This is a genomic window from Nocardia sp. NPDC004123 (genome assembly GCF_053603795.1).
Genome location: NZ_JBSGGG010000040.1, coordinates 76,638 through 88,880 on the forward strand (window position 1 = coordinate 76,638; position 12,243 = coordinate 88,880).

12 protein-coding genes are annotated in these 12,243 nt (G+C 64.7%); 11 read left to right on the top strand and 1 reads right to left on the bottom strand.

Features of this window, described 5'->3' with window-relative positions:
* Window positions 1-35: 35 nt before the first annotated feature.
* Window positions 36-1,070 (bottom strand): MBL fold metallo-hydrolase, encoded by a 1,035-nt coding sequence (locus ACWEQQ_RS41430; protein ID WP_452352069.1) that lies wholly within the window; start codon window positions 1,068-1,070, stop codon window positions 36-38.
* Between the two features lie 283 nt (window positions 1,071-1,353).
* Here ACWEQQ_RS41430 and ACWEQQ_RS41435 point away from each other — a divergent pair, with 283 nt between their 5' ends.
* Genes ACWEQQ_RS41435 through ACWEQQ_RS41485 form a run of 11 tightly spaced genes read left to right on the top strand, consistent with a single transcriptional unit; the run spans window position 1,354 to window position 12,003 of the window.
* Window positions 1,354-2,160, top strand: a complete 807-nt coding sequence (locus ACWEQQ_RS41435) for an MlaE family ABC transporter permease (RefSeq protein ID WP_452352070.1) — start codon at window positions 1,354-1,356, stop codon at window positions 2,158-2,160.
* Window positions 2,161-2,173: 13 nt separating this feature from the next.
* Complete coding sequence (locus ACWEQQ_RS41440) at window positions 2,174-3,058, top strand: MlaE family ABC transporter permease (RefSeq protein WP_452352071.1); 885 nt, start codon at window positions 2,174-2,176, stop codon at window positions 3,056-3,058.
* Complete coding sequence (locus tag ACWEQQ_RS41445) at window positions 3,055-4,221, top strand: MCE family protein (protein WP_452352072.1); 1,167 nt, start codon at window positions 3,055-3,057, stop codon at window positions 4,219-4,221. Before ACWEQQ_RS41440 ends, ACWEQQ_RS41445 begins: the two co-directional genes overlap by 4 nt.
* Window positions 4,218-5,240, top strand: a complete 1,023-nt coding sequence (locus ACWEQQ_RS41450; RefSeq protein ID WP_452352073.1) for an MCE family protein — start codon at window positions 4,218-4,220, stop codon at window positions 5,238-5,240. The genes ACWEQQ_RS41445 and ACWEQQ_RS41450 overlap by 4 nt, the downstream gene beginning before the upstream one ends.
* Window positions 5,237-6,259, top strand: coding sequence for an MCE family protein (locus ACWEQQ_RS41455; protein ID WP_452352074.1), 1,023 nt, complete (start codon window positions 5,237-5,239; stop codon window positions 6,257-6,259). The genes ACWEQQ_RS41450 and ACWEQQ_RS41455 overlap by 4 nt, the downstream gene beginning before the upstream one ends.
* A complete protein-coding gene (locus tag ACWEQQ_RS41460) occupies window positions 6,256-7,461 on the top strand; it encodes an MCE family protein (protein WP_452352075.1) in 1,206 nt (401 codons plus the stop codon). Before ACWEQQ_RS41455 ends, ACWEQQ_RS41460 begins: the two co-directional genes overlap by 4 nt.
* A complete protein-coding gene (locus ACWEQQ_RS41465) occupies window positions 7,458-8,588 on the top strand; it encodes an MCE family protein (protein ID WP_452352076.1) in 1,131 nt (376 codons plus the stop codon). Before ACWEQQ_RS41460 ends, ACWEQQ_RS41465 begins: the two co-directional genes overlap by 4 nt.
* Complete coding sequence (locus ACWEQQ_RS41470) at window positions 8,588-10,024, top strand: MCE family protein (RefSeq protein ID WP_452352077.1); 1,437 nt, start codon at window positions 8,588-8,590, stop codon at window positions 10,022-10,024. Before ACWEQQ_RS41465 ends, ACWEQQ_RS41470 begins: the two co-directional genes overlap by 1 nt.
* A complete protein-coding gene (locus tag ACWEQQ_RS41475) occupies window positions 10,000-10,590 on the top strand; it encodes a hypothetical protein (protein ID WP_452345104.1) in 591 nt (196 codons plus the stop codon). Before ACWEQQ_RS41470 ends, ACWEQQ_RS41475 begins: the two co-directional genes overlap by 25 nt.
* Entirely contained in the window at window positions 10,587-11,228 is a 642-nt protein-coding gene (locus ACWEQQ_RS41480) for a hypothetical protein (protein ID WP_452352078.1), read from the top strand. Before ACWEQQ_RS41475 ends, ACWEQQ_RS41480 begins: the two co-directional genes overlap by 4 nt.
* 37 nt (window positions 11,229-11,265) lie before the next feature.
* A complete protein-coding gene (locus ACWEQQ_RS41485; protein WP_452352079.1) occupies window positions 11,266-12,003 on the top strand; it encodes a hypothetical protein in 738 nt (245 codons plus the stop codon).
* Window positions 12,004-12,243 lie beyond the last annotated feature (240 nt).

The window sequence follows — 12,243 nt, forward strand, 5'->3', positions numbered from 1 at the left end:
CCGCCGAATGGCGATCGGGTCTGCGGCGCAGTGGATTACGCGCTGAGCGCGTAGGTGCGCACGTTGCTCCGGTCGGTGTAGCTGACCCTGCCGAGCATCTCGAGGACGTCGAGGTGCGCGTGGATTTCGGTCACCGCGGACAATTGGTGGTCGATCGGCAATTCCTCGAGCCGGAGATTCCGGCGGGTCCATCGCAAGGCCCGGGCTACTTCGTAGGCGGTCGACGCTCCGGTGGCGACCTCGTCGCAGATCTCGTCCAACCGTCGTTGATGGTGGTGCAGCAGTTCGTCGATTCGGCTGTGACTACTGAGGGTCACCGGACCGTGCGACGGCAACACAGCCGAATCCGTCAGCCGGTGCACCAGTTCGAGGGACGAGATGTATGAGCGGAGCGGATGGGCCTCCGGTGCCCACTCGAAACCGATCGATGGCGTGATGTGCGGCAGGATGTGATCGCCGGAGAACAGCAACCGGCTGTCGGCGTGGTGGAACACGACGTGGCCACGGGTGTGCCCGGGTGTCGAAATCACTTCGAGCTCACCGCTGCGTAGCTGGATCCGATCGCCGTGGTCGAGCCAGCGGTCCGGCGGTCCGAACGAGATGCCCACTTCGTTCTCGGGGGCAGGCGTATGAGCGAGTTCCTTTGCCAGTTGCGGTGCGCCACAGCGCGCGAGCAATGGCGCGTGATTGGGGAACCGCCCGGCATCGGTCCGGAAGCCCAGAATACTGTGGCGTTCCCCACTGCCCACCATCAACTCACAGCCCAGTGTGCTGCGCCAGGCGTAGGCCTGGGAGTAGTGATCCCAGTGATGGTGGGTGGCAAGGCAAGTGGTGATGTCGCCGAGCGTGTAGCCCAGCCGGCGCAGTGCTTCGGCCATGGCGGCTTCGGTCCGCGGCCCATACCAGCCCGGGTCGATCACCACCAGCCCGTCCGGAGACTCCAGTACGTAGGCGTTGACGGTGCCGAGCCCGTCGAGGGGGAGGGGGAGGGGAATGCGGTAGATGCCGTCCGCGATCCGGTGGGCACCGGGTTCGGTCCAATCCTCGGGTTGATCGGTAACCAGCGACATCTGCGCCACTCCCTTTTCACTCTATGGGTTCATTACTTATCTACTCTAAATTAAAAAGCATTCGTCGATCCAGTGGCATGCGACACTTGCGGATAAGCCGACTTATGTTACGCTTCCGATGTGATCCGGGGCACACTCGGAGTTCACTCGTTCGGCTCGCGCGGCATCGGCTCGCGCACCTCCTGCGCTTCGGGACCGCGGGAGCGCTCCAAGCGGGGAATTTAATCAAACATAGATAAGACTTCTGTTCGATTGACCAGGAGTGAAGCGGGAAGGCTCGTTCATGGTGGGCAGTGCTGTGTCCGTCGGGAGATCGTCACTGGGGCGCTGGGACGGTGTGGCGAAGAAGGCCGTGATTGTGCCGCGTGCGGTGGGTCAGTTCTTCGGGACCACGCTGGATACCTTGCGGATGGTGCCGCGGCGGCCGTTCCAGGTTCGCGAATTCATCGAGCAGTCCTGGTTCATCGCGAGCGTGTCGATCGTGCCGACGCTGCTGATCGCGATCCCGTTCTGCGTCATGGTGATCTTCCAGATCAATGTGCTGCTCAACGAGGTCGGCGCCATCGATCTGTCCGGAGCGGGCGCGGGCATGGCGGTCATCCGTGAGATCGGCCCGGTGGCAACCGTTCTGGTCGTCGCCGGCTGCGGCGCCACCGCCATCTGCGCCGATCTCGGCTCCCGCACCATCCGCGAGGAGATCGACGCCATGCGGGTGCTCGGCATCGATCCGCTGCAGCGCCTGGTGGTGCCGCGCGTGCTCGCCTCCACCATGGTGGCGCTGTTCCTCAATGGCCTGGTCACCGCGGTCGGCCTGACGGGCGGATATCTGTACGCGGTGTTTCTGCAGGGTGCGACTCCGGGACAGTTCATCACCGCGATTCCGATCCTCACCGGGATCCCGGATCTGCTGGTGAGCGAGTTGAAGGCCGGCGTGTTCGGTCTCCTCGCGGCGCTGGTCGCCTGCCACCTGGGGCTGCATGCGAAGGGCGGACCGAAGGGCGTCGGCGACGCGGTGAATCAGACCGTTGTCTTCAGCTTCGTGCTGCTGTTCCTCGCCAATTCCATCATCACCACCCTGTGGCTGAACTGAACGGACCAACGAGATGAGTACAACCAGCGATTATCGCGTCACTGACGCGTTGCGCCGGAAACGATTGGGGCACAGGGTCTTCAGCGCCGCTTCGGGCCCGGTCGAGGGGATCGCCGGGCTCGGCGATCAACTGTCGTTCCATTTGCACGGCATCGGATGGATCCCGCGGACGCTGCGCCGCTACCGCCGCGAGATGATCCGGTTGGTCGCCGAGGTCAGCCTGGGCACCGGAGCGTTGGCGGTCATCGGCGGCACGATCGTGATCGTCGGATTCCTCACCGCTGCGGCCGGTTACGAGGTCGGTCAGCAGGGCAGCAATTCGCTCGGCCGGGTCGGCATCGAAGCGCTGTCCGGCTTCATCTCCGCCTTCTTCAACACCCGCGAAGCCATTCCCGTCGTGGCCGGTGTCGCACTCACCGCCACGGTCGGCGCTGGGTTCACCGCGCAGCTGGGTGCGATGCGGGTCAGTGAAGAGATCGACGCGCTCGAAGTGATGTCGGTGCCCGCGGTGCCGTACCTGGTCACCACTCGCATTCTCGCCGGGCTGATCGCGATCGTGCCGCTGTACGCGATCGCGCTGTTCATGGGATATGCCTCGACGCAATTCGTCAGCATCGTGCTGTCGGGCCAGTCGGAGGGCACGTACACGCACTACTTCAACGTCTTCCTCGTGCCCGGTGACGTGATCTGGTCGCTGGTCAAGGTGATCGCGTTCGCTCTGGTGGTGATGTCTGTGCACTGCTACCACGGCTACCACGCCTCCGGGGGACCGGCGGGCGTCGGCGTCGCGGTGGGCCGTGCGGTGCGCGCCTCGCTGATCTCGATCATGATCATCGACCTCATCATCGGCATCGCCGTGTACGGCGGCATTCACGCGACGGTGCGGGTGTCCGGATGAAACTCGAAGTCTCGCGCCGCCGCGCACTGACCCTGGGCCTGAGCGCCCTGATCGCGTTCGTCCTGGCTGTTTCGGGCGCAATCGCCTCCTGTAGTGGAACATTCGTTTCGAGCACGCGCGTGTACCTGTATTCGGATCGTGCGGGATTGCTGATGGCGCCAGGATCGGATGTCAAGGTGCAGGGCGTGGTCGTCGGCCGCGTCAGCGCCATCGACCTCGATCACGACCAGGCGAAGCTGACCCTCGATCTCGAACCGAGTCAGGCTCGGCGCCTGCCGGCCAACGTCGGCGCCGACATCGCACCCACCACCTTGTTCGGGCGCAAATTCGTGACACTGCTGTTGCCCGAGCAGCCGGCCGCGAACAAGCTGTCGGCCGGGGCCGTGATCGACGGGTCGAAGGTGACCGTGGAAGTCAACGACATCTTCCAGACCCTGCTCTCCGTCCTGAAAACCCTGGAGCCGCAGAAGATCAACGCCACCCTGACCGCGCTGGGGACCGCGCTGGACGGACACGGCGGTCGATTCGGTGACCTCATGGTCGCCCTGGACCGCTACCTCGGCCAGTTCAACGACTCGATTCCGACTCTGCAGCGCGATGTTCCGCTGATCGCCGACAACCTCGACACCCTCGCCGCGGCGACTCCCGACCTGATGAATACGATTCACAATTTCTCGACCACCAGCTCCACGATCGTCGAGAAGCAGGCGAGTCTGAGCGCTTTCCTGCTCTCCTTCACCAATTTCGGCAATACCGGCAGTTCGTTCCTGGATTCCTCGGGGACTCCGCTCATCGGAGCGGTGCAAGCGCTGGAGCCGACGACCCGGGTACTCGCCGAGCAGGCCCCCTCGTATCCCTGCTTCCTGTCCGCTCTCAACGACGCCCGCAAGTATTTCGAGCGGGCGTTCGGCGGTGGGCGGCCGGGTCTGAACGCCCTGGGCACCATCTTGATGGGTGACCCGCCGTACACCTACGCGAAGGATCTTCCTGTGAACGGTGCCGACAACCCGCCCAGTTGTTATGGGTATCCCTTCGGGCCGAACAGTACGCCGGTCGGTCACACCGACTTCAACACCGGCACAACGGTGTACGGGCCGGTCCGGTCGCCCGACGACCTGATCGGCAATCCCTTCGCGGCCCTGATCTACGGACTGACCCGATGACCGCCCGCCACGCCGGATTGAAGCTGGCGATCTTTCTGGCCATCACCTCCATCGTGTCGGCGATGCTCGTCGTGGTCGTCGGAGACCTGCGCTTCGTGTCCACCCGCAGCTATCACGCGCTGTTCACCTCGGCCTCCGGCATGAAGGTCGGCGACGATGTGAAAGTCGCGGGAGTGCCTGTCGGCAAGGTGAAGTCGGTGGACTTCGCGCACGACAAGCTGGTCGAGATCGGATTCAGCGTCGACCGTGACGTCGAAGTGCTGCGCAGCTCCACCGTCGCGATCAAGTACAAGAACCTCATCGGCGATCGTTATCTCGAGGTCACGGCCCAACCGGATGGGTCCGGGCGCAGGTCGGAGAACGACCCGATTCCGGTGGCGCAGACCAAGACCGCACTCGATATCGACAGCCTGGTCAACGGATTCAAGCCGCTGCTGCAGGGCCTGAATCCCGACGATGCCAACAAGCTGTCCGCCTCACTGATCTCGGTGCTGAACGGCCAGGAGCAGAGCATCGCCGACTTCATCCGGGAAGTGGGCACGCTCGGCAATACGCTCGCCGACCGCGACCAGGTCATCGGGGAGACGATCCAGAACCTGGACGTCGCGCTCGGAGCGATCCATAACACCGGCGACAAGTTCGATCATCTGGTGGTCGATCTGCAGTCGCTGGTCAGCGGTTTGAACAACGATCGCGCGACCATCACCACGGGATTGGACCAAATCGATGCGGGCGCAGGTGAACTCGCGCAACTGCTGGTGGACAACCGGCCCGCGATCGGCGGTGACATCGACGGCCTGAAGCAGCTGGCCGGCAACCTCAATGCCGACTCGAACACGTTGTCGCTGGTGCTGGGGAAGCTCCCCGCGACCTATCCGCTGATCACTCGGGTCGGCAGCTACGGCAGCTTCGTCAACTGGTTCGTGTGCGGCTTGGCGATCCGGTACCCCGCCATCGGCGGCGGCTACCAGGACACCCCGATGTTCGTCGCTCCCGCCGAAAGGTGCCAGGCCAAATGACGAAGCAGCAGAAGCAGACGCAGAAGAAGACGTTCTCCGAGCGCAATCCGGTCCGGCTCGGACTCATCTGCACCGGGATCGTCTTCGTACTGCTCGTAGCGGTTTTCAACTACGACAACATTCCGTGGTGGCCGGGGCGCAGCACGATCGTGGCCGAGTTCTCCGATGCCAGCGGACTCAATACCGGTGATGCGGTGGAGATCTCGGGCATCAAGGTCGGCAAGGTCGATTCCATCGGGCTGGGCGGCGACCATGTCGACATCACGCTGAAGATCGACACGCACGGGCAGGCCCTGGGGGGCCGCACCACGGCCGCGATCAAGGTCGAGACCGCGCTCGGACGACGGTTCGTCGACCTGCGTCCCGATGGTGACGGCCTAACGGTGAAGCGAATTCCGCTGGAGCGCACGGCATCCGGTTTCGACCTCACCGAGGCGTTGAACCAGCTCACCGACCGCTTGCAGGGCACGGACAAGAAGCAGCTGTCCGATGCGGTCGACAGCCTGTCGAAGGTGATGGACAGCTTGCCCGACAATCTGAAGTCCTCGCTCGACGGCATGTCGCGACTGTCGGCGACCATCGGTTCCCGCGACAGCGCGCTGCGCGACCTGCTCGGGCATGCGAACTCGGTCACCGGTGTGCTCGCCGACCGCAATCAGAACCTCACCGCGCTGATGACCGACGGCGGCTCCCTGTTCGCGGCGCTCAACGACAGGGCCCAAGTGATCCGGACGCTGCTGACGAACGTCAAGGGCGTCAGCGACGAGCTGCACGGTCTGGTGCAGGACAACAACGCCACCACGGCACCGATGCTCGCCGAACTCGACCGGGTCGTCGGCCTGCTCAATACGAACTACGACAACATCAACTCCGCGATTCTCGGGCTCCGTCCGTATGTCACGCAGCTCGGCGAGGCGGTCGCCAGCGGACCGTTCTTCGGTGCGCTGCTGCAGAACATCGCCCCCGCGAATCTCAACGGCCAGCAGCCTGGCAGTCCCGGACAAGGGAGCCACCGATGAAATCCTTGCGCGCGGGCATATCCCGCATCCCCATGCCCGGCCGAATCCTCGCCCTGCTCGTCGCGGTGGCCTTGGTGAGCACCGCGGCGACCTGGTGGATAACGAATGGTTCGACCGTGCGGATCACGGCCTTCTTCACCAACTCGGTGGGGCTGTACCCGGGCGACCGGGTGACGCTGCGTGGTGTTCCCGTCGGGGCGGTGGACTCGATCACCCCGGTGGGCGATCGCGTCCGGATCGAGCTGCACTTCGACACCGAGCATCCTGTCGCCGCAGACACCCACGCCGTCATCGTCGCGCCGACTCTGGTGTCGGGTCGCTACATTCAGCTCACGCCGAAGGCCGGCAACAGCCCCGCGCTCGCCGACGGTGCGGTGATTCCGCTCGAGCGGACCGCGGTGCCGATCGAATACGACGAGGTCAAGCGGCAGGTCACCGATCTGGCGACCCAGCTCGGGCCCAAGGCCGGAGACCACGCCGGCACACTGACCCGCTTCACCGATGCGACCGCGAAGGCGTTGCAGGGCAACGGCGCGACCCTGAACCAGACACTGGTGAACCTGTCGCAGGCGATGCAGACCCTGGCCGACGGCGGGCCGGAGCTGTTCGCCACGGTCCGGAATCTGCAGGTCGTCGTCTCGGCGCTGGCCGCCAATGACAACCAGGTCCAGGCCTTCGTCAATCAACTCGCTGGAGTGTCGAACCTGTTGAACGACAACCGCACTCAGGTGGCGGCCGCACTCCAGTCCCTCCAGGCGATGCTGCCCGACATTCGAAGCTACGTCGCCGACAATCGCGACGCGTTGATCAAGAACGTCGGAAACCTGACCAACATCACCCAATTGCTGGTCAACCGGGAGGACGACCTGGCGGAGATCCTGCATCTCGCGCCGACCGCGATCGACAACTTCTACAACATCTACGACCCGCAGTCGCACTCGCTCACCGGAAATCTCGCGGTGCCGGACTTCCCGGATCCGGTCTCGCTGATCTGCGCACTGCTGACCACGGTGCACGCGCCTCAGCAAGAATGCTCGCGCGCCAGTGCGCAGTTCGGTGACCTGTTCGGTGCCGCGGCCCGCGCGGCGATGGGTGGCGGGGCACCAGCGCCCGCACCGGCCGGCGGCGTGCCCGGCTTGCCGGCCGGTCTGCCACCGATTCCGGGTCTGTCCGACCTGCTCGTCCCGGGAGCCGGACGATGAAGACCTCCACCACAGTTCGTGCGGGCAGTGTTCTGCTCCTGACCGCGCTGTTGACGGCTGGTTGCCGTTTCGACGGGGTCAACTCGATCCCCTTGCCCGGTAACGCGATTCATCACGGTTCCTACACGGTCCGAGTCGAATTGCGTGACACCCAGAATCTGGTGGCGAACTCGTTCGTGAAGGCGGACAACGTCACCGTCGGCACGATCGCCTCCATCGCGGTGCGCAACAACATCGCGGTCGCCACACTCGAGATCGACAAGGGTGTGCGCCTGCCCGCGACCGTGACGGCGCGGCTGGCGCAGACCAGTGTTCTCGGAGCCCAGTATCTCGAACTGACCACTCCGAAGGACAATGCCGGTGACCGGCAGCTGCGTGACGGGGATGTGATCCCGCTGTCCGCGAGCTCGGAATACCCGGCGACCGAAGAAGTCCTCGCGGCCCTGTCTCTCGTGCTCAATGGGAGTGGTCTGCAACAGATCCGGACGATCATGTCCGAGCTGAATCAGGGCCTGAGCGGCCATGAGGACGCCGTCAATCGGTCCTTCAGCCGACTGGCGACCTTCGTCAGCGGTTTGGACGCGCAACGGGACGACATCGTTCGCGCCATCGACAGTCTCGACGCGTTCGCCAAGGAACTCGCCGACCAGAAGGACACGCTGCGCACCGGCATCGAACAGATCCAGCCCGCGCTGAACATCCTCAACCAACAGAAGACCCAGCTGGTCACCATGCTCGATCGGGTCGGAGCCTTCGGGCAGCGCGCGGCGCAGGTACTGCGGTCCAGCCACGACGATCTGACCTCCGATCTGCACAACCTCCAACCGGTCCTCAGTCAGCTGGCCGCGGCCGGCTCCGATCTGACCGGATCGCTTCTCGTCGCCGCGACCTTCCCGTTTCCGGTCACGGTCGCCGACAAGGCCATCAAGGGCGACTACGTGAATCTGTTCCTCACGCTCGACCTGAGCGTGGAAACCATCCGCGACAAGATCATCGGCAGCATTCCGTTCAAGGACCTGGTTCCGATGTCCAACCGCGCCGTGAATCCCCTGCTCGCACCGACCCAGACGGATGCCGCTGCTCAGCAGCCCGCGGTCCCGGACGCAGACCAGAGCGGAGGTCGGTGATGAAGACACGCCTGATCAAGGGACAGCTGATCGTCTTCTCGGTGCTCGGGGTGATCAGCCTGGTCTACGGCGCCATCCACTACATCGGCGTCCAGCGTGTCACCGGCATCGGAACCTACACGGTGACAGCCGATTTCGCTGAGGCCGGTGGAATCTACGAATCGGCGTCGGTGACCTACCGCGGGGTCGAGATCGGCCGGGTCACGGGAGTGGACCTCGACAACGGGACCGTCAAGGTTCGGATGCAGCTGCGCGACAGCTGGCACATTCCGTCCGCGGCGGCCGCTGCCATCAAGAGCACCTCGGCGATCGGTGAGCAGTACGTCGATCTGGTCCCGTCGGACGAACACGGGCCCTACCTGTCCGACGGCTCGGAAATCCCGCGGACGCGGACCACCGTGCCGATTCCGACCAGCGATGTGCTCGACAAGACCCAGACCCTGCTGGCGAGCGTGTCCACCGATTCGCTGCGCACCACCCTGGACGAGACCTTCCAGGCCGTGAACGGAACCGGTCCGGCGCTGGCCTCGTTGATCGAGTCCTCGGCGAAGTTCCTCGACCTCGCCCAGGCCGATATCGGCCCGACGGTGACGCTGCTGAACGACGCGGAACCCTTGCTCCACACCGGAAACTCGGTGCGTACCGAACTGCGTTCCGCGGTACACGATCTCGGCTCGTTCACCGACCAGCTCGCGCGCAGCGACGCCGACCTGCGCGGCGTGCTCGACCAAGGTCCTTCGGCGGCAGCCATTGTCACGGGCACCCTGGCCGATCTGAGCACGCCGCTGCCCGCCCTGCTGTCCGATCTGCAAACGGTCGGCCAAGTACTGCGGGTGAATGTGGCCGGGCTGCGTCAGGTTCTGGTCGTCTATCCGGCACTGGCGGCCGCGGTCGATTACAGCGTGGTGGGCGGGGGATTCCAGACCGACGGCAATCTGCTCGCGCCGGCGGCGGCGCTGGACGTGAAGCTCGGCAACACGCTGAATCCGCCGCCGTGCACCGAAGGGTTCCAAGCCACTCAGCGCCGCGATCCGTCGGATACCGGTCCGGCCGACGTCCCGCAGAACAACTACTGCAAGATCGCTCCGGATGACCCGAAGGTCATTCGCGGCGCTCGCAACACGCCGTGTGCCGGCGATCCCTCCGTCCGGACGGCGGAAGTCGCCAACTGCCCGAAGGGGCTGCCTTCGACGTGGCCGGAAATGCTTGCGCACCCGGGGGATTCGGTGCCCGCCGCCGCCCCGCAGCCGCCGACGTCACCCATGCCGGCCGCGGCGCCACCAACGGCCGCGCCCGCGGCACTGACGGTGCCCTATGCCGAAGGTGACGGCACCTTCCGAGGCCCCGACGGCCTCACCTATGTACTCGGGCAGCCGGCTCCGAGCCTCGCCCACGGAGAGGAGAACCAGGGATGGCAATCACTGCTGATCAAGTAGCGGCCGATCGGGAAGATCAGGCTGCCGTCCTCAGCGATGAGGAACACGACGTCGACAGCGCGGCTTCGCCGCAGCGGCCGCGCAGGCGGGTTCTCGGCTGGGCGATAGTCCTGATAGCCGCCGCGGTACTGGTGCTGAACGGCGTGAATGCCGAACTGGGACTCGACGTCCGCGCCAACACCCGCGCGGACGACCGCGATCACGCGGTGCTGGCCGCCGCGAATCGCATTGCCGTGCAACTCGTCACGCTCAATCATTCCTCGGCCAAGCAGAACCTCGACGCTATCGCCGCCGACTCGACGGGCGCGTTCCGCGACCAGTGGGACAAGATCTCGGCCAACTTCGCCAGCGTGCTGGAGAACGGCAAGGTCGAATCCACCGGCGAGGTCAAGGCATCCGGTGTCGTCGACATCGACGACGCGCACGCAACCGTCCTGACCGCGGTCACCTCCACGGTCAAGAACACCGAAGCCCCCGAGGGACAGCAGCGGGTGTACCGCATGAAGATGACCCTCGACCACTCCGACGGCCACTGGCTCGTCTCGAACGTGGAGTTCGTCGCATGACCACCGACACCGCACTCGCCGACATCGTGGACGAGGAAGCCACCGCAGTTGTTGCCGAAGGCGAAGAGCAGAAGGAAGATTCGCCGGTCCATCGGCCTCGGGGGCTGGGTCGGTTCGCAATACGCCGCCGTCTCGGGGGCGTGTTCCGGCTGAGTCGCACCGCCGCCATCGCGTCGACCGTGTTGCTCGGGCTGCTATTGGGCGGGACGACCGTTACCACGGTCCTGCTCGAGCGCAGCGTGTCCGATCATCGTGCTTTCGCCACGGCTGTGCGCGAGGCGCGCGACTCCGCGCAAAGCCGTGTCCCGAAGGTGCTTTCGTACGACTTCAACACCGTCGACAGCGAGTTCTCCACCACAACTCAGAATCTGACCGGCAAGTTCCGCGACGATTTCGGCAAGCTCGGCGCGAGCGTGATCATTCCTGCCGCTCATCGGGATTCGATCGTCACGAAAGCCACGATCGTCGGTACCGCGGTGGTCGCGGCCGGCCGAGACGAGGTGACGCTGCTGCTGTTCCTGAACCAGGAGACCACCAGCACCAAGTACCAGGGGCCGCGTCTGGATGGAAGTCGCGCCCGGGTGACCATGGCCCGCGATGCCGGCACCTGGCTTATTTCCGACATCACCCCCGTCTGACAGCCGCCCGGAGTGGCCACGAAAGGGAGAGTTCACGATGCGCAACGCTGATCTGGGCTGGCAGCGGTTCTTTATATGGAACGGCTTGCTCTTTGCCGTGTTCTGCGGTGTTGGACTGGAGGTCTTCATGCCCCAGCCGCCGCATTTCGACATTTCCGCGGTGGCCACGGCCGACTACTACGTGGCGCACTCCGCGGGCTTTCTCATCGGGATAACGCTCTGCGGTATCGCCATGGCTTTCTTGCTGGCGTGGTCTCTGCAACTGGGATACATGCTCTGGCAGGCGGATTGCGCCAGGATCGCCACCGTCGTGGCAATCGTCAGTCTGGCGGCCTCTCCGATCCTCCTCAGTTTCGATCTGGCGTTCTTCGCCGTTGCGGTGTATCGAGCGGGAGAGGCGAACCCGGATGTCACACAGGCCTTCAGTGACGTGGCCTGGATCGGCTCGATGTTGATCTGGCCTCAGCTGGGTTTCTCGATGCTTCTTGTCGGCATCCTGATTCTGCGGCAGCGCGGGCGGGCGGCGGTGTTTCCCGCGTGGCTGGGCTGGCTCAGCATCGTGGTTGCCGTTGTGGAGCCGGGTCAGGCCGGCATTATCTTCGCCAAGAATGGTCCGTTTGCTCCGGACGCCGTACTGACTTGGTACGCGGCTGTTTTCACGTGGGGCTTGTGGATCGTCGCTCTGACAGTGGTGATGCTTCGCCGACTGCCCTCGCAATCCCGTGACCGGGTCACTGGTCGAGCTGTTGTCGGCGTGGACTCGACCATCGCATGAGATGGGCGCTCTCTCGTGGCGTGTCGCACGCATGCCTGAACTCACGTGCACAGTCCCGAGTTTCGCTCGTTCCCGCAGAATTGAATCTAAATGAAAATCCACTCTGGCCGGGATGTCGGGTGGGGAAGAATCAAGGAGTTCGCTATGGGCGTCGAGGTCAGAACTGAAGGCATCACGAAGTCGTTCGGTTCGCAGCGTATTTGGCAGGACGTCACGCTGACGCTGCCGCCGGGGGAAGTC

Excerpts from the sequence above, each read along its gene's own strand:
- ACWEQQ_RS41460 (WP_452352075.1), top strand. The coding sequence starts at position 6,256 with ATGAAATCCTTGCGCGCGGGCATATCCCGCATCCCCATGCCCGGCCGA.
- ACWEQQ_RS41430 (WP_452352069.1), bottom strand. The coding sequence starts at position 1,070 with ATGTCGCTGGTTACCGATCAACCCGAGGATTGGACCGAACCCGGTGCC.
- ACWEQQ_RS41435 (WP_452352070.1), top strand. The coding sequence starts at position 1,354 with ATGGTGGGCAGTGCTGTGTCCGTCGGGAGATCGTCACTGGGGCGCTGG.
- ACWEQQ_RS41455 (WP_452352074.1), top strand. The coding sequence starts at position 5,237 with ATGACGAAGCAGCAGAAGCAGACGCAGAAGAAGACGTTCTCCGAGCGC.
- ACWEQQ_RS41450 (WP_452352073.1), top strand. The coding sequence starts at position 4,218 with ATGACCGCCCGCCACGCCGGATTGAAGCTGGCGATCTTTCTGGCCATC.
- ACWEQQ_RS41465 (WP_452352076.1), top strand. The coding sequence starts at position 7,458 with ATGAAGACCTCCACCACAGTTCGTGCGGGCAGTGTTCTGCTCCTGACC.
- ACWEQQ_RS41440 (WP_452352071.1), top strand. The coding sequence starts at position 2,174 with ATGAGTACAACCAGCGATTATCGCGTCACTGACGCGTTGCGCCGGAAA.
- ACWEQQ_RS41475 (WP_452345104.1), top strand. The coding sequence starts at position 10,000 with ATGGCAATCACTGCTGATCAAGTAGCGGCCGATCGGGAAGATCAGGCT.
- ACWEQQ_RS41485 (WP_452352079.1), top strand. The coding sequence starts at position 11,266 with ATGCGCAACGCTGATCTGGGCTGGCAGCGGTTCTTTATATGGAACGGC.
- ACWEQQ_RS41470 (WP_452352077.1), top strand. The coding sequence starts at position 8,588 with ATGAAGACACGCCTGATCAAGGGACAGCTGATCGTCTTCTCGGTGCTC.
- ACWEQQ_RS41445 (WP_452352072.1), top strand. The coding sequence starts at position 3,055 with ATGAAACTCGAAGTCTCGCGCCGCCGCGCACTGACCCTGGGCCTGAGC.
- ACWEQQ_RS41480 (WP_452352078.1), top strand. The coding sequence starts at position 10,587 with ATGACCACCGACACCGCACTCGCCGACATCGTGGACGAGGAAGCCACC.